The organism is Microbacterium meiriae (assembly GCF_040702565.1).
GTDB classification, from domain to species: domain Bacteria; phylum Actinomycetota; class Actinomycetes; order Actinomycetales; family Microbacteriaceae; genus Microbacterium; species Microbacterium meiriae.
Map to the genome: position 1 here is coordinate 958788 of NZ_JBFBLJ010000002.1, position 21049 is coordinate 979836.

Genomic DNA, 21049 nt, shown 5'->3' on the forward strand with positions numbered 1-21049 from the left:
GGAACCCCGTTGCACGAGGGCCCGGTCCGATCCGTCGGACCGGGCCCTTCGCGTCGCGGGCGAGCGTCAGTTCTCGATGCCGATGCTTCCGGGTGCGGAGTCCGCGTGGGTGGCGGACCGACGGCTGAGCAGGATCCCCGTTGCGAGAGCCAGCACCGCCCCGGTGGCGAGTCCGATCAGACCGCCGGGGTCGCCGCCGGTGGCCGCGAGGCCCGTGGTCGGCGGCGAGGGCGGTGCCGGCGGCGTCGAGGGTGACGGCGGTTCCGTCGTGGTCGGCGGCGTGCTCGGGGACGGCGGGGAGAGCGTGGCCGGGTTGGTCAGCTCGACAGCCACGACCGACCCTGCGCCGATCGTGAGCTGTGCTCCTTCGTCCGTCGTGGTCACGCCGTCGCCGCGGAACTGCGGAGTTCCCCACACGACGCCGGGGATGGCATCCGCGGTGTGCTCGGACAGCGTCACGACCGTGCCGACGGGAATCCGCCCGACGCTTCGGTCGGTGCCGTCCACGGGCAGCGTGAGGGTACCGGTGACGGGGCCGTCTGCTCCGGGGTACGAGTAGTCGACGGCGAATGTCGCGCCGGCCGGGACGAGGGGTGCGGCCGCGCCCGTGATCCGCTTCGCGACCGAGAAGCCGCCGAGACCGTCGCCTTCGCCGTCGCCTCCGGCCAGGCTCGCGGTGACGGACGCCGTGGTGGTCGTGAAACTCGACCCGGAGACGGTGTTGCTGAACACCTGTCCGGTGTGCGCGTCTGCGGGCAGGCGCGTCTGGTACGAGACGCGATAGAGGCGGTCAGGCTCCGCCGGCGCGGCGAAGACCACTGTGAACGAGGAGCTGTCAGTGTCCGGGGTGAAGGCATAGTCCGACCCGGCTGTGAGGGTGCGGAAGTCTGCGGCATCGAACAGGCCGCCGTTCCAGGCGTCCACGGCGACCGAACCGATCGCCACGGTGCTCGGCAACACGCTCAGCCCCGGGGTCGCGGTGTCGGAGAGGGTCGGGCGCTCGCCGCTGAGCAGGCGTCCCGGCACCCAGATGTACCACTCGATCGTCCCGTCGGCGGTCTGCACGCCCGACTTGGTCGCGTCCGTCGGGGCCGGCTCGGAGCGCTGCGGACCGACGCCGCCACCGGGGATCTCCACGGTGATCAGGCCTCCGTCACCGGTGGTGAAGGTCACGGTGTCGTCTTCCGTGGTCTCCTCCGCCTTCATCTGGAAGAACAGGGTGCCGCGGACGTTGTCGTGCGTGAGGACGTAGTCGCTCAGCGTGCACGTGATGGCGGTCGCCGCGACGGTGCACGTGCCGACGGTGGCGCCGTCCGGGGCTCGCAGCGGGAAGGACGAGGTGACACCGACGAAGCGGGGCGTCGTCGGAAAGCTGAGCGAGAAAGTGTCTCCGGGCTGCGCGCTGTCGGGGACGGCCCACGTGGCCTCGAGGCGGAGGGTGTCGTACAGGTGCACCTCACCTGTCGGCTCCACCACCGTCGCCGAGGTGATGGCGTCCCACTCCGCGGCGTGCGCCGTCGGCGGCACGGCGAGCCCGACCAGCGCAAGGAGGGCGATGGTGCTGCTCACGCCGACAACGCTCCTCCCCTGTCGTCGCTGCGTTCTCCTCTTCTGCGCGCGCACTGTCCACCTCTCCTGTTCTTTCCGGGAACCCCGGACACCGGACCCGCCTGCTTCGGCGATAGACTCTCACATGCGCAGATGATTACGCCACATATGAGGACTGATATGTGCAGATCGCGGCGGGTGAGCCGGGAAGGAGGCGGCGAGCCGAGTGGTCGGCCGCGGGCGGTAGGCTGTTCGAGTGGCTGCCTCCCCCACCAACCCCTATTCCGAAGCCGGCGTCGACACCGCGGCGGGTGACCTCGCCGTCGAACTGATGAAGTCCTCCGTCCGTGCCACGCACGGCCCCGAGGTGCTCGGCGGTGTCGGCGGATTCGCCGGCCTGTTCGACGCCAGCGCACTGCGGGACTTCCGTCGTCCGCTGCTCGCGACCAGCACCGACGGCGTCGGCACGAAGGTCGCCATCGCGCAGGCCATCGACAAGCACGACACGATCGGCCAGGACCTCGTCGGCATGGTCGTCGACGACATCGTGGTCGTGGGCGCGAAGCCGCTCTTCATGACCGACTACATGGCCTGTGGCAAGGTCGTCCCCGAGCGCATCGCGGACATCGTGCGCGGCATCGCGGAGGCGTGCGCGGCGACGGGCACCGCCCTCGTCGGAGGTGAGACGGCGGAGCATCCCGGCCTCCTCGGTCCGCGCGACTACGACGTCGCCGGGGCGGCGACGGGCGTGGTCGAGGCCGACGCCATCCTCGGCGCCGAGCGCGTGCAGGACGGCGATGCGGTCATCGCGGTCGCCTCCAGCGGCCTGCACTCCAACGGCTACTCTCTCGTGCGTCACATCATCACCCGCGCCGGGATCTCCTACGGTGACAACGCCGCGGACTTCGGCTCGACCTGGGGCGAGGCCCTCCTCGAGCCGACCCGGCTCTACACGCTTCCGCTGCTGCGCCTGATCGAGGCCTCCGGAGGAGTCCACGCCCTGAGCCACGTCACCGGCGGGGGCATCGCCGCCAACCTCGCCCGCGTGCTGCCGCAGGGAAGCTGGGTCGAGGTCGACCGCAGCACGTGGTCGCCGAGCCCGGTCTTCCGTGTGCTGAGCGACATCGCCGGTTCCACGCTCGAGTCCGCCGAGGGCACCTGGAACCTCGGCATCGGATTCCTCGCCGTGGTGGCGGCGGACAAGAAGGACGCTGCAATCGCGGCGCTGAACGCCGAGGGCATGCCCTCCTGGCAGGTCGGCACGGTGGGCTTCGGCCCGCGTCCTGCCGGCGAATTCGAACAGGGCGCCAAGGGCGTCGATGGTGGAGCGGTGCGCCTCGTCGGCGCCTACGCGGACGGAGCGAAGTAAGAGCCCATGTGCGGCATCGTCGGAATGGTGGGCTCTGCCCCGGTCAATCAGGACATCTACGACGCCCTCCTGCTGCTGCAGCATCGCGGGCAGGACGCGACGGGCATCGCGACCGCCGAGGCGAACGGCGTCATGCACAACGCCAAGGCTCAGGGGATGGTGCGCGAGGCGTTCCGCACCCGTGACATGCGCGGGCTGCTGGGCAACGTCGGCCTCGGCCACGTCCGCTACGCCACCAAGGGCACCGCGTCCAGCGAAGAGGAGATGCAGCCGTTCTACGTGAACGCGCCCTACGGCATCATCCTCATCCACAACGGCAACCTCACGAACACGCGCGAGCTCGCCGCCGACATGGCACAGCGCGACCGCCGGCACCTGAACTCGTCGAGCGACACCGAGCTGCTGCTCAACGTGCTCGCCGGTGAGCTGCAGGCCACGACCTCCACGGTCGACCTCGACCCCGACCGGATCTTCGAGGCCGTCGCCCGCACGCATGACCGCATCGAGGGCGCGTACGCCGTGATCGCCGTGATCGCCAACTACGGCCTGCTCGCGTTCCGGGATCCGTTCGGCATCCGTCCGCTGATCCTGGGTCGTCGTCCTTCGACCGTCGTCGGCGCTGAGGGCAAGGACGAGTGGGTCGTGGCGAGCGAGTCGCTCGTGCTCGAGAACGGCGACTACGAGGTCGTGCGCGAGGTCGAGCCCGGAGAGGCCGTCTTCATCACGAACGACGGCGAGCTGTTCTCCCAGCAGTGCGCCACCGCCGCGACGCTCGCACCCTGTGCGTTCGAGTACGTCTACCTCGCCCGTCCGGACTCGGTCATGAACGGCATCTCGGTGTACGAGTCGCGCCTGCGGATGGGCGACAAGCTCGCCGACACGATCGCGAAGCACGTGCCGATGGACAAGATCGACGTGGTCATGCCGATCCCCGACTCGTCCCGTCCCGCGGCCATGGAGGTCGCCCGCAAGCTCGGCATCGAGTACCGCGAGGGCTTCTACAAGAACCGCTACGTCGGCCGCACCTTCATCATGCCGGGGCAGGCGGTGCGCAAGAAGAGCGTCCGCCAGAAGCTCAACGCCATGTCGACGGAGTTCCAGGGCAAGAACGTGCTCCTGATCGACGACTCCATCGTGCGCGGCACCACCTCGAAGGAGATCATCCAGATGGCCCGGGATGCCGGAGCCGCCTCGGTGACGTTCGCCTCCGCCGCCCCGCCGGTCCGGCACCCGCACGTGTACGGCATCAACATGCCGTCGCGGCACGAGCTCATCGCCCATGGCCGCACGATCCCGGAGATCGCGGAGGAGCTGGGCTGCGACCACCTCGTGTACCAGGAGGTCGACGACCTGAAGGCCGCGATCACCGAGGGCTCCGCGCTGGAAGACCTCGACATGAGCTGCTTCGACGGCCGCTACGTCACCGGCACCGTCACCGACGAGTACCTCGCCTGGGTGGAGGGGTCGCAGACCTCTTGATGTCCGGGTCCCTGAGCTCGCCGCAGGGCCGACCCCTCTGGCAGGGGCGCACCCTCGCGTTGATCGGGATCGTGCTGGTCGCGTTCTCGCTGCGGTCGGCCGTCGCCTCGCTCTCTCCGGTCCTGGACCACGTCGCCGAGGACTTCCCGGTGGCCCCCGTGATCGTGGGGTTGATCGGCGCCGCTCCGCCCGTGTGCTTCGCGCTGTTCGGGCTGCTGACCCCGCTGTTCGAGCGCCGGTTCGGGCTGGAGCGGATGGCGGTCGCGGCGATCGTGCTGATGGCGGCGGGCATGCTGCTGCGCGGCCTCGCCCCCGACTCCTGGAGTCTGCTCGCGGCGACCGCGGTCGTGTTCGCCGGCGTGGGGTCGGGCAACGTCCTGCTGCCGCCGCTGGTCAAGAAGTACTTCGCCGACCGGCTCGGCGTCATGATGACGGCGTACTCCACGACGCTCGCGGTCTCGACCTTCCTGCCGCCGCTGGTCGCCGTCCCCGTCGCCGACTCGCTCGGGTGGCGGATCTCGCTGGGCATGTGGGGCGTGGTGGCCGCACTCGCCCTCGTGCCGTGGGTCACGCTCCTGATGCGCTCCCGCGGCGACGACCGCCCGGTGCCGACGGAGCTCCTGGTCCCCGACCCCACCGACGGCGTGGACGATGTGCGCGACGCGGTCGCCGCCTCGACGGGGCCGATCACGACCCAGTCGGCGAGCCCCCGCGTCTTCGGCCGGCTCTGGCGACTGCCGCTGGCGTGGGCGCTCGCCCTCGTGTTCGGCACGTCGTCGACCATGGCCTACGTCGCCTTCGCCTGGCTGCCGACCATCCTCGTCGACCTCGGCGGCGTGACCCCGGCGACGGCCGGCTTCCTGCTCTCGCTGTTCGCTCTCGTCGGGCTGCCCTGCTCCATGCTCGTGCCGGTGCTGGTCGTGCGGTTCCAGGCCACCCGCCCGCTCTTCTTCGTGGCAGTGGTCGCCGGTCTCGTCGGGCTCGGCGGCCTGCTGCTCTTCCCGACCGTCGCGCTGCCGCTGTGGGTCGCGATCTTCGGGCTCACCGCGATCATGTTCCCGCTGAGCCTCGTGCTCCTGAGCATCCGCGCCCGTACGCCGGAGAGCGCCGTCGCCCTCAGCGGCTTCGTGCAGAGCATCGGCTACGCGATCGCGGCGGTGTTCCCGCTCCTCGTCGGCCTTCTCCACGACACCAGCGGCGGGTGGCAGGTGCCGCTTCTCGTGGTGGCGGGGGTGCTGGTCGTCTCGGTGCCCGCGGGGATCATCGCCGGTCGCCGCCGCACGATCGAGGACGAGTGGGAGCGGCGTCACGGCCGCTGGTGACGATCGCTGTCAGAGTGCTCGTCGGTGCGGCGCGGCTGCGCCAGTACGATCGGATGCGCTGTCCTCCGAAAAGCGGGCAGCCTGGCGTTCCTCTGCGCTGTATGGTGACATGTGAAATGTCAGTCGTTAGTGACGACGGAGGACTCATGACGCAATCGGTTCTCTCAACGCGTGAAGATGTGGGAGTCGCGCCAGCGAGGGTGCGGAGATGGGCGATGCTCGCGCTCGCACTGGCTTACATCGCGTTCGCAACGTACTACTATCTCGGACCGGCAAAACCGACAAACGAGGTCGTCGTCGTCGTGGGTCTCTCTGTCTTGTGGAGTGCATGGCTCGGCGTGCTGTTGGTGACGCTGATCGCTCGGCCGCGGACACGTGCCGACCGACTCGCAGGTACTCTGGCACCGATGCTCATCGTTGCCGCAGGGGCTATGAGCTTTCTCGCGTCGTGACGCGAGGCGGCGCGGTCGAGGAGCGCACGATGAGCTGCGGGTCGGTGGAGGGCATCTCGCCGACCGGGTCGTGGCCCTCGATCTGGGTGATGAGCCGCAGCGCGGCGGCGCGGCCCATGGCCTCGAACGGCTGACGGACGGTGGTCAGGGCGGGGGAGGCGTAGGCGGCGAGGGCGATGTCGTCGACGCTCACGACGGAGATGTCCTCCGGCACGCTGCGCCCGGCCTCGTGCAGGGCGCGGATGAGGCCGAACGCCATCTCGTCGCTGCTGACGAAGACCGCGGTCGCCTCAGGGATCGCGGCGATGGTGCGCCCGGCCCGGTACCCGGACTCCGGGGTCCAGTCCGCCGGGATCACCGGCGGCGGGACGATGCCGCGCTCGCGGAGCGTCTGCTCCCAGGCCTCGCTGCGCTGCTGCGTCTCCGTCCAGTAGTCGTCGCCCGAGACGTGCCACACGGTCTCGTGGCCGAGGTCGAGGAGGTGCTCCACGGCGAGCCGGGCGATCGCGCGCTGGTCGACCGCGAGCGGGGCGTCCTCCTCCAGGGAGGTGCGCTCGCTGCGGGTGGCGGGCGTCCGTTCGGTGCGCGCCCGCATCGCCGGGGTGTCCAGGGCGATGGGCACGCCGAGGATGATGCCCTCCGCACCCTGCCGCTCCAGGCGGTCGAAGGCCTCGAGGAAGGCGTCGTCCGAGGCGTGGTCTGCCACCGCGGCGGTGGTCACGGTGTAGCCGTTCGCCGCCGCGGCCTGTTGGATGCCGACGCCGAGCGCGGCGGAGGAGTAGCGGTCCGTCGAGACGACGATCACGCCGAGCACGCGCGTGCGTCCCGATGCGAGCGACGCGGCTGCGGCGTGCACCCGGTAACCGAGTTCCTCGACGGCGGCCAGCACCCGTCGCGCGGTGTCGGGGCGGACGTTGTCCTGCCCGGACATGACGCGCGAGACGGTCTGCGTGGAGACGCCGGCGAGGCGGGCGACGTCGACCTGGCTGGGGGCGCGGTCGTCTTTCGGGCGGCGAGGGGACATGCCCCAATGGTAGCGATCCATCGGCGGAAAACCAGGGAGCACGGACCTCGGCGATGCGATAATGTGAACGCAAACAATTTAGCTGGGAGTGCAATGTCCGACCTTCTCGCCGCGGCTTCCGACGGCTCGACCACCGCCGTCGCCGCGCCGGCAGACGCCGCTGCCTCCGGCGCTCCCGCCCTGTCCTGGCGCGAGGGGGAGATCCTCCGCGACGGTGTGCCCCACCGCATCCTGTCGGGCTCGATCCACTACTTCCGCGTCCACCCCGACCAGTGGGAGGACCGCCTGCGCCGGCTCGCCGCGATGGGCGCGAACACGGTCGACACCTACGTCGCCTGGAACTTCCACGAGCGGGTCGAGGGTGACATCCGCTTCGACGGCTGGCGCGACGTCGAGCGCTTCGTGCGGCTGGCCGGCGAGGTCGGCCTCGACGTCTTCCTCCGACCGAGCCCCTACATCTGCGCGGAGTGGTCCAACGGCGGGCTGCCCTTCTGGCTCACCGGCAGGGTCTCGGCGCTGCGGACGAGCGATCCCGCGTTCCTCGCCGCCGTCGACGCCTGGTACGACGCGCTGCTCCCGCGGCTCGTGCCCCTGCAGGCGGCCTACGGCGGGCCGATCGTGGCGATCCAGATCGAGAACGAGTATGGATCGTTCGGCAGCGACGCCGCCTACCTCGCCCACCTGCGTGACGGGCTCCGGCGACGGGGCATGGTGGAGATGCTGACGACCGCGGACGGGATCACTCCGGACATGATCGCGCACGGGAGCGTGCCGGGTGCGATGACGACGTTCACGTTCGGCACCGGGGTGCCGGTGGCGGCCTCCCTGCGTCGGCACGGGGAGGCGCTCATGTGCAGCGAGCTCTGGGGCGGCTGGTTCGACCACTGGGGCGAGCGGCACCACGTGCGTTCGGCGGAGAGCATGGGCGGGACGATCCGGGAGCTCCTCGACGAGGGCGGCTCGGTCAGCCTCTACATGGCGCACGGGGGCACCAACTTCGGCCTGTGGAACGGTGCGAACCACGACCTCGTGCTGCAGCCCACGGTGACCAGTTACGACTCCGATGCCCCGATCGGCGAGGACGGCACGCTCGGGGAGAAGTTCCATGCGCTTCGCGCGCTCTTCGCCCCCTTCCACGCCGACGGACTGCCGCCCGTGCCCGACCAGCCGCGGCGGCAGTCCGCGACCTCCGCGCCTCTGGAGCGGCGAGCGAGCCTGCTCGACGTGGTCCGGGCGACCCCTGCCGCGGGCGGGCTCTCGCCGCGCCCGCTGACCTTCGAGCAGCTCGGAGCGGAGGACGGCCTCGTGGCCTACGAGGCCGACGTGTCGTTCCCGGACGAGGCGACACTGACCGTCGACGGCCTGCACGATCGTGCGGTCGTCTTCCTCGACGACCGCCGCCTCGGTGTGCTCGAGCGGGACGGCGAGACGTCCCTCGCTCTCCCGGTGGACGGCGGTTCCGGTCGGCTGGCGCTCGTCGTCGAGAGCCTCGGGCGCATCAACTACGGGCCGTACACCGGCGAGGGCAAGGGCATCATGCGCGGCGTGATGATCGGCCGCCGTCTCGTGAACGGCTGGACGCATCGCCTCCTGCCGCAGACGGCACCGGCGGTGGACGCCGCTGCCGTGGGCGGGGTGGACGGCCTCGCCGTCGCCGCGCTGGACGTCGCCGAACCCCTGGACGCGTGGCTCGCCTTCCCCGGTGGCGGCAAGGGCCTGGTGTGGCTGAACGGATTCCTGCTCGGACGCTACTGGAGCGTGGGCCCGCAGGAGACGCTCTACGCCCCCGCGCCGTTGTGGCGTACCGGGCGCAACGAGATCGTGGTGCTCGACACCGACGGCCTCGGTGCGACCGTGGAGATCCGGGAGGCGCCGTCCTTCGGGGAGACCGAGGAGTTCATCGGCTCCTGAGCCGCACTCGGGCCTCGGGTGGTGACCTTCGGCCAATGTTTGCGCATACTTGACGTTTGACTCTTGTCTTAAGCTACAAGCTCGCTCTACGGTGATAGCGCAAACATCGGTTTCGATCGATGATCCATCTGCGACGCACCGGGGCGTCCCTTCCTCCGGCCGTCGCACCGTTCGAGAGGCAAGACGTGTCGACATCTTCCCGACCGCCGCGCACCGCCGTCGCTGTCAGTTCCCTGCTGGCGACGGCTCTCGCGCTCGGCGGAGCGCTCCTCCCTGCGACCGCGGCGCAGGCCGCCGATCTCGTCCCCGTCCCGCACGCGGACTACCGGCTGCACGCGGTGTCCAGCGAAGCCGATCCGTATCCGGCGCCGCCTTCGCTCGACGGCACGGCTCTCGGCGCCTTCGACGGCGACTACTCGACCCAGTGGACGTCGCGGTACTCGGCCAACGCCCCCTTCCCGCACTGGATCGCGCTCGATCTGCAGCGGCCCCTCTCGGTGAAGGCGCTGGACTATTCGGTCAAGCGCGGGCAGAGCGTCGCGGCGAAGACCGTCGAGGTGTACGTCACGGATGACGCCGACGCCGCGCGCACCTCGCCCGCCGACGGGGATGGGGCGCCGCCGCCGCGGCCGCGACGCTGCACGCGCCCACCGCGAACGACGAGAAGCAGCGCATCACGCTGGAGACCGCGAAGGACGGCCGGTACGTCGCCCTCCTCATCATCGACGCGCAGGGCACCACGGGCGGCGGCGCCGGCGAGATCCAGGTGCTCTCCGACGAGGAGCTCCCGCCGATCGTGACCGAGCCGGAGACGCCGGAGCAGCCCGAGCCCGGGGACACCGTCGAGATCGCCGCGGGCGGCACCACGGCCGCCGTCTCCTCCGCGTTCCCGCAGATCCTCGGCTACCGCGTGGGCGATGAGCGCCTCGGCGGCCAGAAGGGCTCCCCGCGCACCTGGGCGGTCAACGGCACCGCCTATGCGTCGACCACCACCTCCACGGCGACGGCGACCGGCGTCGACTACGTCTCGACCCTGACCGGCATCGACGTCACGGTGCGCAGCAGCATCCGCGTCGCGGCGAACGGCACGGTCGAGTTCGCCGTGACCGGAGTCGACGGCTCCGCTGCGGTGAACACCCTGGCGCTCCCCGACAACGCCTTCCTCTCCGCGACGGCCGCGGACGGCGCCGTCCTCGACCGCACCGTGATCAGCCCGAACAGCACGACGAACGCCGATGAGCACATCGCTGTGGGGCCCGCGACCGCCACCGGGACGAAGGGCGCGGCCTTCGCCTTCCTCGGCGACGGGACCCTCGCCGGCAGCGTGATCACGAACGCGACGACGCAGGCCTCCGGCGGCACCGCCTCATGGAACACCCGGCTCACGACGCGGGTGACCGCGGCCGACGGCCGGACCGCGGAGATCGGCTCGAACACCTGGCTCATCCATCCGACCACCGCCGTCGACAGCCGGGTGACGACCTACGCCCTTCCTAAGGTCACGGTGCTCCTCACCGCCGATCGCAACGGCGACGAGACCGTGGACTGGCAGGACGCCGCGATCCGCTACCGGGAGGTCGACGCCCCGCGCCTCGGTGCCGACCGGGTCGCCGACCGCGTGATCAGCCGCATCCCGTTCAACTTCGCCTCGAGCGCCACGAACTACTTCGACCTCGTGCTCGACAACACCAAGCGCATCGCGAACCAGACCGACGGCCTCGGGCAGTGGGTGCTCAACAAGGGCTTCGGCAGCGAAGGACACGACTCCGCGAACACCGACTACGGCGGGAACTACAACGAGCGCGCGGGCGGCCTCGCCGACCTCAACCGTCTCGTCGACGAGGGGGCGAAGCTCAACGCCGACATGAGCGTGCACGTCAACGCCACCGAGATCTATCCGCAGGCGGACGCGTTCGACGCGGCGATCCTCGACGGCACACCGCCGTACAAGCCCGGCTGGAACTGGCTCGACCAGTCGTACTACATCGATCAGCAGACCGATCTCGGCACCGGACGCGTGCTCGACCGCTTCCAGCAGCTGCGGGACGAGGTGCCGGGGCTCAGCGGCGTCTACATCGACGTGTACTACTCCAACGGCTGGGTGGCCGAGGAGCTCGCGGACGAGCTGAACGCCATGGACCTCGAGGTCGCGACCGAGTGGGGCGACAAGTTCGTCGACAGCACGGTCTGGTCGCACTGGCCGAACGACCTCGCCTACGGCGGCAAGGACAACAAGGGCATCAACTCCACCATGGTGCGGTTCATCCAGAACGCGCAGGCGGACGTCTGGAACGACGACGCCCTGCTGGGCCAGCAGCGTCTCGTCGATGCCGAGGGCTGGGTGGGCAACCGCAACTGGGACGGCTTCATCGGCAACATCTGGTCGCAGAGCCTGCCGACGAAGTTCCTGCAGCACTTCGACCTGCAGACGTACGAGTCGGGGGTCGAGGCGACGTTCACCGACGACGTGGCGGCGCGGATCGACGGCGGCACGCGGGTCGTCACGATGGACGGCGCGACCGTCCTGCGGGGCGACTCCTACCTGCTGCCGTGGCAGTCGCTGGAGTCGAGCGCCGAGTCGGGTTCGCCCGTCGACGCGGACAAGATGTACTTCTTCACGGCCTCCGGCGGTGAGAAGACCTTCGGGCTCACGGATGCCTTCCGCGGCAACACGACCTTCGACGTGTTCGCGCTCGGCGACCAGGGGCGCGAGAAGGTGGACACCGTCACCGCGGTCGACGGGAAGCTGACGCTCTCCGGCGAGAAGGGGGCGGCTTACGTCGTCGTGCCCCAGGGTGGGGCGCAGCGGGCGGCGATCGAGTACCGCGACGCCGGCCTGACCGATCCCGGGTTCAACTCGGGGTCGCTGGACGGCTGGAATCCGCGGGGCGACGTGACCATCGAGCGCACGGACCTCGGCGCGGCGAAGAACGCCTCACGGGGCGACAACATCGCGGTGTTCGGCTCATCCGCGTCCGCGATCTCGCAGACCGTCACCGGCCTCACCCCCGGGAAGCGCTACGCGTTCTCCGCGCAGGTGCAGATCGATCCGACGGCCACGCGCGACGTGAGCGTCGCGGTCGACACCGGCGCCGGCGTCGTCAGCCGCACCTGGAACCTCTCGCCGACATACAACTACATGCGTGCCGACTCCAAGGCCGGGCAGTACTACCAGCGCGGATCGGTGTCGTTCCTCGCCCCGGCCTCCGGCGAAGTGACCGTCTCGGTCTCGGCGGTCGCCGGTGACGCGGCGGTGCGAGTCGACAACGCCAGGGTGATGGCGGACACGACGGCGCCGACCGCCGCGGGTACCGTGTACTCGAACGACTTCGAGGGCAACCAGCCCGGGTGGGGCCCGTTCGTGAAGGGTGACGCCAACGGCATCGACGACCCGCGTACGAGCATCTCGCGTCGGCACGACCCGTACACGAGCAGCGACTGGCGCAACACGGCCAAGCCGTTCGACACCGGAGCCACCGCGGGCCTCGCGGTGGACTCCACCCTCACCGGTGAGCACTCGCTGATGTCGCACTCCGAGAACTCCGGCGTCGTCTACCGGACCGACCCCACGCTCGTCCCGCTGCAGGCCGGGCACACCTATCGCATCGGGTTCGACTACCAGGCCGGAGCGAGCGGAGCGTACCGCTGGCTGACCGGTACGGACGCCGTGATCGACGGGGAGATCTCCTCGACGACCCTGCGTCGCACCCCTGTCGTGCAGGCGCTGGAGACCACCGCGTTCCGCGAGGACGTGATCGTGGGCTGCGGCGACTACACCTGGGTCGGTCTGGAGCGCGTCGGCGGGCCCGACGTCGACTTCGTCCTCGACGATTTTACGGTGACGGACCTCGGCCCGACGGACGGAGGCACCCCGTGCGCCACCGTCGCCGGCGAGGCCGTGACCCTGAGCCCCGGGGCGCAGACACCCTTCACCACGACCTTCACCAACAGCGAGGACATCCTGGCGGAGAACGTCGGCGTGCAGCTCGACCTCCCGGGGGGCTACACCGTCGAGGTCGCGGACGGCTCCTCGAACCTGTTCACGAAGGTCGCCCCCGGCGAGAGCGTGACGACGGACTGGCTGCTGACGGCACCGGCGTCGGCCGCGGGCTCGCCGGTGAGCATCGGCATCGCCGCCACCTACCTCGTCGACTGCGACGTGCGGACCGTGCAGACCGCGCAGGAGGCCACTGTCGCGTCCCGCGCCCGCATCCCGAACGCGCAGATCACCGCGACCGCGAGCTCCGAGGAGACCGCGGGTGAGGACGGCACGGCGGCGAACATGCTCGACGGCAACGCCGGGACGTTCTGGCACAGCCGCTGGAGCACTGACGCCGCCGCGTATCCGCACGTGCTGACGTTCGACCTCGGTTCCGCGGAGACGGTCGACGGCATCTCCTATCTGCGTCGCGGCGCGAACCAGAACGGCCCCATCAAGGGCTTCCAGGTCGCGGTCTCCACCGACGGGCAGGCCTTCACCGACGTGGCCGCGGGGGAGTGGAAGAACGTCGCGGAGTGGCAGGACGTCGACTTCGCGGCGACGACCGCGCGATACGTTCGGGTGACGGCGACCTCGTCGATCTCGGGCACGCCGTTCGCGGCCGTGGCGGAGATGGCGGTGTATGGCACCACCGCCCCGCAGGCCGGGCACGCACCGGAGGCGCGACCCGAGGACGACCTCGGGGTCTGCGCTCCGGAGACCGATCCTGCGTTGACGCTCGGCGCGGATTCCGTGCGGGCAGGGGAGACGGTCGAGGCCGTGCTCTCGGGCTTCGCGCCCGACGCCGCCGTCTCGTTCTGGCTGGACGGCGTGCGGCTCGCGGACGCGACGGTCGATGCGCACGGCGCGCTGACCACCCGGGTCCTCATCCCCGCGGATGCGACGGTCGGGAAGCACCGCTTCCTCGTCAAGGACGCCTCCGGTGCGGAGGTGGCCGGTGCGGCCCTCAAGGTCAAGAAGGCGAAGCCGGCGAAGGTGCCGGTCCTCACCCCGTCGGTCGGCACCGCGGCGGCCGAAGACTCCCTCCGCGTGCAGCTCCGCGGCTTCGACTCCGAGTCCGTCGTGCAGCTCTGGCTCCACTCGGAACCGGTCAGGGTGGGCGAGGTGACGATCGCCGCCGACGGCAGTGCGGTCGCGACCGTCACCATCCCGGCGGCCACACCCGCGGGCGCCCATACGCTCGTGGCGACGGACACCGAGGGCGCCGAGCTCGCTCGTGCGGATCTCGCGGTCACCGCCGCGGCGACGGCCGGTGGCGGGGCGCTGGCCACGACGGGTGCGGAGGGGATGACGTGGCTGGCGGTCACCGTCGGTGCGCTCGCCCTGAGCGCCCTCGGCGCGGGGCTCTGGCGACGGCGACGCAGCTGAGTACCTCTGCTGCACACGAGAGGCCCGGGGTTCGCCCCGGGCCTCTTCTGCACGCGGCGGGGAGTTTGCCGGTTCTCCACGGGTTGCGGTTCCGAGGCCCGAGAGCGTGCCTCCGGTCCCCGATACTCGAGGGGTAGCCACGAAAGGAGCCGCACATGCCGAACGTACTCATCCGCGATCTCGACCCCGGCGTGCATTCCGTGCTCACCGCGCGAGCGCAGGAGCGAGGACGCTCACCCCGGAGAGCATCGTCGCCGCCGTGCACGAGGGGTGCGCCGGGCGGTGATCGTCGTCGACGCCGCGATCGTCGTCGACCTGGTCTGCACCGGAATGTCGACCCGAGTCCTGCAGGCGCGGATGGAGGACGAGTTCCTGCTGCCCCCTCCTCACGCACGACCGGAGGCTCGCGCGGGCGGCCTCCGGTCTGTGTGCGGTCGAGGTGCCTAGCCCTTGACGGCGCCGGCGGCGAGACCGGAGCGCCAGTACTTCTGCAGCGTGAAGAACAGGGCGATGAGCGGGATCACGCCGAGCAGCGCCCCGAGCATGACGGCGCCCTTGTCGGGGGAGAAGTAGCTCATCATGCCGTAGAGGCCGAGCGTGACCGGCTTGAGGTCGGGGCTGGAGATCATCATGAGCGGGAGGAGGAAGTTGTTCCACGTGGCCACGAAGATGAACAGGAAGATCGTCACCATCGCGGGGCCGAGCAGCCGCAGCACGATCGTGAAGAAGATCCGGGCCTCACCGGCGCCGTCGATGCGGGCGGCCTCCAGCAGCTCCGTCGGCACCGACGACTGCGCGTAGACCATGCCGAGGAAGACGCCGAACGGCGAGACCGCCGAGGGGATGATGATCGCCCACACGGTGTTCGTGAGGCCGAGCGCCTGGAACTCGATGTACAGCGGCACCGTGAGCAGGGCGACGGGCAGGAGGAGTCCCGCCATGATGATGCCGACCGCGAGCTTCTTCCCGGGGAAGGCGAACTTGGCGATCGCGTAGCCGGCCATCACGGCGAACAGCGTGCCGATGATCCCGGCGCTGAGCGAGTAGAACAGGGAGTTGCCGACCCAGCGCCAGAACAGCCCCTGGGTCCAGCCCATGAGGCTGTCGTAGTTGGCGGCGAGGTTCGGCTCGGCGAACCAGAATCCGAACGTCGAGGTGAGGTCGGTGTTGTTCTTCGTCGAGGCCACCACGAGCCAGAACACCGGCACGAGGAAGTACAGCGTCGCGACGACGAGGGCGATGATGCCGAACGTGCGGGCCGCGGGTCCCGGGGCGATGGAAGGAGGAGGGGCGTCCGCCGCCTGCGGCCTACGAGAGCGCCGCTTCGTCGGCGGAGCCACGGTGACGAGTCGTGTGGTGGTCATGCGTCGCCCTTCCGCCGCTGGAGCAGTGCGTACACGATCGCGAGCACGCCCGCGATCCCGGCCATGAGCAGCGAGTACGCCGACGCCGGACCGCTGCCCGACGGCGACAGCTCGCCCATCATCGTGTTGTAGGTGAGCATCATCGGCGTGAAGTCCTTGCCCATCCAGGAATTCGCGGCCTCCAGGATGACCGGCTCGTTGAACAGCTGGATCGTGCCGATGATCGACAGCAGCACCGCCAGCAGAGCGGCACCGCGCACGAGCGGCACCTTGATGCGGGTCGCGATCTGGAAGCCCGTCGCACCGTCCAGACGGGCGGCCTCATAGAGGTCGCGGGGGATGGCCTGCAGGGCGCTGAGGAAGATGAGCATGTTGTAGCCCGTGTAGGTCCACGTCGTCATGTTCGCCATCGAGAAGAGGATCGTCTGCGGCGACATGAGGTCGGTCCCCTCCGGCAGATACGGCAGGAAGGGCGACACCTCGGGCGTGTAGAGGTAGAGCCACATCATCGCCGCGATGATGCCGGGGACCGCGTACGGGAGGAAGAAGGCGAGGCGGAACAGGGCGGGGCGGCGCACGATGAACGAGTCCAGCAGCAGGGCCAGGGCGAGGGCCGCGATGATCATCACCGGGATCTGGAACGCCGCGTAGAGCACGACCCGTCCCATGCCGGCCCAGAAGGCGCCGTCGGTCGCCGCCGCCGCGAAGTTGTCGAGGCCGACGAAGGTGTCGACGAGCTCGCCCCCGCCGTACAGGCCGCCGCCGGCGGGCACCTGCGCGAAGAACGCCGACCGGACCGACACGATGATGGGGATGAGGAAGACGACGGCGAACAGCAGCGCGAACGGCGCCATGAACAGCCACCCGGTCAGCCCCTCTCTTCGGATCCGCGATCGACGGGTCGACGGGGCGACGGGACGGCGCGCGGGAGGGAGCGGCGCCGCTGCCCTCGTCTCGGTCACTGTGGCCATGATGTGCCTCTCGCTCTCACGACGACGGCGGAGTGCACGATCGCCCGTGCACTCCGCCGTCGTTCATCCGATGATGCCGTCCGGTCCGGTCATTCCGCGACCGGGAGGCCGAGGTCCTTCAGCGACGCCACGGCCGTGTCCTGCGCCGTCGTGAAGATGTCCGCGACCGTGGCGGTGCCGGCGGCAGCCGCGGCGGCCGTCTCGTTCATGTTCGCCAGGGTGGAGAATCCGGGGGCGTACGGGAAGTCGGGGTTGAGGTTCTCGGTGGCCGTGCCGAGTTCGGCCAGCACGTCCTGGCCGCCGAACTGACGCAGCATCTTCTCCGGGGTCTCCACCTCGCCCTTCGCGGCGACGACGAGGCCCTGGGAAGCGAGGTCGTCGACCTGCGTGTTGAACCAGTCATTGAACTCCATGGCGGCCGCGGGGTTCTCGCAGCCCTTCATGACCGAGACGCCGGACCCGCCGTCGGGGCCGCTCATCGCCCCGGCGCCGAAGTCGGGGAGCTGGGCGACGCGCCACTGCCCCTCGGCCGGAGTGCCGTCCAGGGAGTCGAGGAGGAAGCCGGCCTCCCAGGCCGCGCCGACGTGGCCGATGAGGCTGCCGTTGTTCAGCGCCGCCGTGAACCCTTCACCCCAGCGCTCGGTCGCGAGTGTCTGCTTGCCGTCGAGCAGGCCCTGCCAGAAGGCGGCGACCCGCTCGGAGCCCGCACCCTCGGCATCCACCTTCCACTCCTCGCCCTCCGTGGAGAACCAGGTGTCACCGGCGGCGGCAGCCTGTCCGGAGAGCCAGTTCTGCGCCTCGTCCGGTGTGAACGCCGTGACGAACTTGCCGGCGGCGGCGGCCGTGGCGGAGGCGGCGGTCAGGTCGTCGAGCGTCGCCGGGGCGTCGAGGCCGAGCGCCTCGAACTCGGCGGTGTTGTAGAAGTAGACGAGGGGTCCGGTGTCCTGCGGGAGGCCCACGATGGCGTCGCCGACCCGCATGCCGCTGAACGCTCCGGCCGAGTAGTGGTCCTCGTACTTCTCGGCCTCCGCGGCGACGTCCTCCAGCAGACCCTTCACGTAGAGCTGCGGCACCTCGGAGTATCCGGTCTGCGCGAGGCACGGACCGTTCCCGGCCTTGATGTCGGTCTCGAGCTTGAGGATCATGTCGCTGGCCTTGCCGTCGAACTTCGTGGCCTTGACCTGGATGTCGGGGTGCTCCTCGTTCCAACGGTCGACGATCTCGGCGACCGTGGTCATGCCCTCGCCGTCGGGGAGGCGGTGCATGTACTCGATGGTGACGGGCTCTCCGCCGGCGTCCCCGCCCCCGGAGGCGGCCGGGGCGCAGGCCGCGAGTCCGAACGCCGACACCGCGCCGAGGGCGACGACCGCGGCGACGCGGGGGGTGCGTGAGGTGGGTGCCATGCTGTTCTCCTCTTTGAGGTCATGTTCCTGCGGATCGCCCGAAGCCGGGACGCGGCGAGGGTGCGCCGTCGATCACATGCACATCAAATCAGAAAATGTTTGCGCTCACAAGACGCGGATCGGCGGAATCGCGTCGGATTATCCTGCCCTTGAGGGAGCGCTGACATCGCGAGGGCCTCCTCGTTCCGGCGGCAGGCCGCGCGGTCGGGACGAGCGACCGGGGCGTCGCATCGCCGCCCGGGAACGACGAAACACCCGCACGAGGCGTGCGGGTGTTTCGAACCGAGGGGCTAGGCCTTCTCTAGTTCGTCTTCGTCTTCGTCCGCGTACTCGTCGGCCCACTTGTCGACGTAGGCGTCTTCGTCGGAGTCGCTCGAGTGCGCGAGCTCGCGCTCCAGCGCCGAGTAGTTCACCGACGGACTGTACGCCTTGAGTTCGCGGGCGATCTTTGTGTGCTTCGCCTTCTGACGGCCACGGCCCATGCCTGAGACCCCCTCACGAGTTAAGCTGCGGGCAGACAGGCGCCCGAGTCATTCACGACACCGGCTCGAGGCCGGTAAGAGTAGCATTCAGGATAGCACGCGGGGAACAGACCCTGGCCGCGGCCAGGCCGGCGAAGGGAGCGATCTCCATGACCGACAGCACCTCCACTCCGTCCGAAGAGGCCACGCAGAACGCCGCTCTGCAGAAGGCTGTCATCGTCGGGATGCAGCTCGACCAGGACCCGCACGTTCTCGATGAGGCCGTGCGGTTCGCCCGGCTGCTGAACGCTCCGCTCGTGGTCGCCCACGTCGACATCACGCGCTTCGTCACCTACGAGGATCCGGACGGCTACGTGCACTCCGCCCCCATCGACATCAACTTCGACGCGGGCGCCGCCGAGTTCGAGGCCGTCGAGGCCGCGGCTGCCACGATCCTCGCCGGGAAGGGGGTCACCTGGACGGCGCGACAGCTCGTCGGCGACCCGGCCCTGGCCATCAAGCAGCTCGCCAACAAGCTCGACGCCCAGCTCATCGTGGTCGGCACCCGCAAGCGCGGCATCGGCGAGTCGATCCGGGAGTTCTTCACCGGCTCCGTGGCCGCCCGGCTGGCTCATCGCCAGCACCGTCCGGTGCTCGTCGTGCCCCTGGGGGAGTCGGTACCGGACGAGCAGAAGGAGATCTGGCCGGAGTGACCCGGACGCGACGAGGCCCCGCCGACGGATGTCGGCGGGGCCTCGTGCTGCGTGATGGAGGCTCAGGAGTCCGGCTGGCTCAGCGCGACCGTCACGGTGCGGGCGGCCTGATCCAGCGCGTTCTCGAGGTCGGTGACCACCGACGCCGGGAGGACGCCGCCCTTCGCGACATGGGTGCGCAGGTCGGTGCGGACCCGTGCGCGGAAGGCGTTCACGACGGCGTCGGCGCGGTGCAGCTCCTCACGGCTGGTCAGTCGCGCATCCTCGCTCGCGGTGCGCGGCTTGTTCTTCGCCGCCGCCCGGTCATCCTTGGTGGCCGTCGCCAGATCGGCGCGGAGGCTCTTCATCGCCTCCTGTACGCTCTGGCGCACCTCGTTGGCGATGAGGCGGACGGTGTCGGTGATGCCCGCCTCGATGTCGGCGAGGTCGTTCTCGCGGGAGGCGAGCTCGGCGCGCCCGGCCTCGGTGATCGCGTAGATCGTGGTGCGTCCGTCGACCGTCTTGGTGACGAGTCCCTCCTCCTCGAGCTTCGCGAGGCGCGGGTAGATCGTGCCGGCGCTCGGGGTGTACGTCCCGCCGGTGCGGTCCGTGAGGGACTGGATGATGCCGTAGCCGTGCTGCGGGGACTCCGCGAGCAGCGACAGCAGGTACAGGCGCAGATCGCCGTGGGAGAAGACCGCGGGACTCATGCTTCCCACTCCGGGTCGTTCTCGATCGTCTGCGGAGCGCGGCGGAGGACCGTCACCCCTCCGGAGACGGAGTTGGCGCGGAGGTCCACGAAGCGCCCGGCGAGCTCGCCGGACGTGCCGTTGTAGGTGCTCGGGCCGGAGGTGCTGCGCTCCACGCCGTCGATGAGGAGACGACCGCTGAGCGAGCGGATCACGTAGTTCGCCGCGAGGGATTCGTCGAGCCGGACGGTCGTGCCGCCGGAGACCGAGTTCACGGTGATCGTGTTGACATCGCCTGCGGCGTCCACCAGCGTCGACCCGGAGACGATGTCGACCGTCGCCTTGCGGATCGCTCCGGTGACGGCCACGTCGCCGGAGACGCTGTTGGCGTTGATCGAGCCGGTGAGGTTGCGCACCTGTACGTCGCCGGAGACGGAGTTCACGCTGAGGTCGCCGATGAGGGTGTCGACGATGATGTCGCCGGACACGGTGTTGAGCCGGGTGTCGTTGCGGATCCCCGACACGAGGGCGCCGGCGCTCACGACGCCCAGGGTCAGGGCGATGGAACGCGGGACGGCCACGCTCACCTCGGCGCGCGGGCCGCCGGAGCCGAAGTTCCGGAACACCTCGAGGAAGTTGTCCCAGCCCAGCTGCGGGTGGTCGATCTCGACCTCCCCGTCGCGGGATTCGATCCGGAGGTCCTTGGTGGTGACGCCGTGCACCTCGATCCGGATGCCGGGTTCGTCGTGGGCGATGACGTCGACCTGTCCGCCGACGAGGCCCACCTTGAGCCGGGTCGCGGAGGCGATGTCGATGACGCGTTCCTCGCCGGGGGCGATGAGCCACTTCTCGGTCATGTCTGCTTCTCCTGTGTCGAGGGATTCACGATATATCGTGTTGCCGTCACGATAACACGATATATCTCGATTCCGACACCCCCTCTCTCCTTCGAATCGCCTGATTGGCCCCATCTCCGCCGGAAATAGAGCCAATCAC

16 protein-coding genes are annotated in these 21049 nt (G+C 70.0%); 8 read left to right on the plus strand and 8 right to left on the minus strand.

Annotated features, from left to right (window positions below; translation table 11 throughout):
• Positions 1-66: 66 nt before the first annotated feature.
• Complete coding sequence (locus AB0310_RS12060) at positions 67-1569, minus strand: DUF5979 domain-containing protein (protein WP_268777705.1); 1503 nt, start codon at positions 1567-1569, stop codon at positions 67-69.
• Positions 1570-1804: 235 nt separating this feature from the next.
• Between AB0310_RS12060 and purM the strand changes: the two genes are divergently transcribed.
• The 4 genes from purM to AB0310_RS12080 all read left to right on the plus strand — a co-directional run bounded on the left by purM (position 1805) and on the right by AB0310_RS12080 (position 6170).
• Positions 1805-2917 carry a phosphoribosylformylglycinamidine cyclo-ligase gene (purM, locus tag AB0310_RS12065; RefSeq protein WP_366237331.1) on the plus strand — a complete coding sequence of 371 codons (1113 nt, stop codon included), beginning with the start codon at positions 1805-1807 and terminating at the stop codon, positions 2915-2917.
• Between the two features lie 6 nt (positions 2918-2923).
• Positions 2924-4396 carry an amidophosphoribosyltransferase gene (purF, locus tag AB0310_RS12070; RefSeq protein ID WP_259952892.1) on the plus strand — a complete coding sequence of 491 codons (1473 nt, stop codon included), beginning with the start codon at positions 2924-2926 and terminating at the stop codon, positions 4394-4396.
• Entirely contained in the window at positions 4396-5718 is a 1323-nt protein-coding gene (locus AB0310_RS12075) for an MFS transporter (protein ID WP_366237332.1), read from the plus strand. Before purF ends, AB0310_RS12075 begins: the two co-directional genes overlap by 1 nt.
• 215 nt (positions 5719-5933) lie before the next feature.
• Complete coding sequence (locus AB0310_RS12080) at positions 5934-6170, plus strand: hypothetical protein (RefSeq protein WP_366237333.1); 237 nt, start codon at positions 5934-5936, stop codon at positions 6168-6170.
• On the opposite strand, the gene AB0310_RS12085 is transcribed toward AB0310_RS12080, so the two are convergent.
• Positions 6148-7194, minus strand: coding sequence for a LacI family DNA-binding transcriptional regulator (locus AB0310_RS12085; protein ID WP_280565139.1), 1047 nt, complete (start codon positions 7192-7194; stop codon positions 6148-6150). The genes AB0310_RS12080 and AB0310_RS12085 overlap by 23 nt on opposite strands.
• 93 nt (positions 7195-7287) lie before the next feature.
• On the opposite strand from AB0310_RS12085, the gene AB0310_RS12090 reads away from it, so the two are divergent.
• The 3 genes from AB0310_RS12090 to AB0310_RS12100 all read left to right on the plus strand — a co-directional run bounded on the left by AB0310_RS12090 (position 7288) and on the right by AB0310_RS12100 (position 14473).
• The gene (locus AB0310_RS12090) at positions 7288-9105 is read left to right on the plus strand and encodes a glycoside hydrolase family 35 protein (RefSeq protein ID WP_187663104.1); all 1818 of its coding nucleotides are present in this window, start codon (positions 7288-7290) and stop codon (positions 9103-9105) included.
• Between the two features lie 185 nt (positions 9106-9290).
• Positions 9291-9905, plus strand: coding sequence for a discoidin domain-containing protein (locus tag AB0310_RS12095; protein WP_366237334.1), 615 nt, complete (start codon positions 9291-9293; stop codon positions 9903-9905).
• On the plus strand, positions 9872-14473 hold the full coding sequence (locus AB0310_RS12100) for an endo-alpha-N-acetylgalactosaminidase family protein (protein ID WP_366237335.1): 4602 nt from the start codon (positions 9872-9874) through the stop codon (positions 14471-14473). Before AB0310_RS12095 ends, AB0310_RS12100 begins: the two co-directional genes overlap by 34 nt.
• A gap of 443 nt (positions 14474-14916) precedes the next feature.
• Here the strand turns inward: AB0310_RS12100 and AB0310_RS12105 are convergent, their stop codons facing one another.
• From AB0310_RS12105 to AB0310_RS12120, 4 genes are all read right to left on the minus strand, one after another.
• Positions 14917-15837, minus strand: coding sequence for a carbohydrate ABC transporter permease (locus AB0310_RS12105; protein WP_259983445.1), 921 nt, complete (start codon positions 15835-15837; stop codon positions 14917-14919).
• A complete protein-coding gene (locus AB0310_RS12110; protein WP_259952879.1) occupies positions 15834-16808 on the minus strand; it encodes a carbohydrate ABC transporter permease in 975 nt (324 codons plus the stop codon). Before AB0310_RS12110 ends, AB0310_RS12105 begins: the two co-directional genes overlap by 4 nt.
• An 89-nt stretch (positions 16809-16897) precedes the next feature.
• The gene (locus AB0310_RS12115; protein WP_259952877.1) at positions 16898-18211 is read right to left on the minus strand and encodes an ABC transporter substrate-binding protein; all 1314 of its coding nucleotides are present in this window, start codon (positions 18209-18211) and stop codon (positions 16898-16900) included.
• A 290-nt stretch (positions 18212-18501) separates the two neighbouring features.
• Positions 18502-18693 (minus strand): DUF3073 domain-containing protein, encoded by a 192-nt coding sequence (locus AB0310_RS12120; RefSeq protein WP_025104705.1) that lies wholly within the window; start codon positions 18691-18693, stop codon positions 18502-18504.
• 149 nt (positions 18694-18842) lie between these two features.
• Here AB0310_RS12120 and AB0310_RS12125 point away from each other — a divergent pair, with 149 nt between their 5' ends.
• Positions 18843-19385, plus strand: coding sequence for a universal stress protein (locus AB0310_RS12125; protein WP_366237336.1), 543 nt, complete (start codon positions 18843-18845; stop codon positions 19383-19385).
• Between the two features lie 62 nt (positions 19386-19447).
• On the opposite strand, the gene AB0310_RS12130 is transcribed toward AB0310_RS12125, so the two are convergent.
• Both AB0310_RS12130 and AB0310_RS12135 read right to left on the minus strand, forming a co-directional pair.
• Complete coding sequence (locus tag AB0310_RS12130) at positions 19448-20074, minus strand: PadR family transcriptional regulator (protein WP_366237337.1); 627 nt, start codon at positions 20072-20074, stop codon at positions 19448-19450.
• A complete protein-coding gene (locus AB0310_RS12135) occupies positions 20071-20910 on the minus strand; it encodes a DUF4097 family beta strand repeat-containing protein (RefSeq protein ID WP_187663111.1) in 840 nt (279 codons plus the stop codon). Before AB0310_RS12135 ends, AB0310_RS12130 begins: the two co-directional genes overlap by 4 nt.
• Positions 20911-21049: the final 139 nt, after the last annotated feature.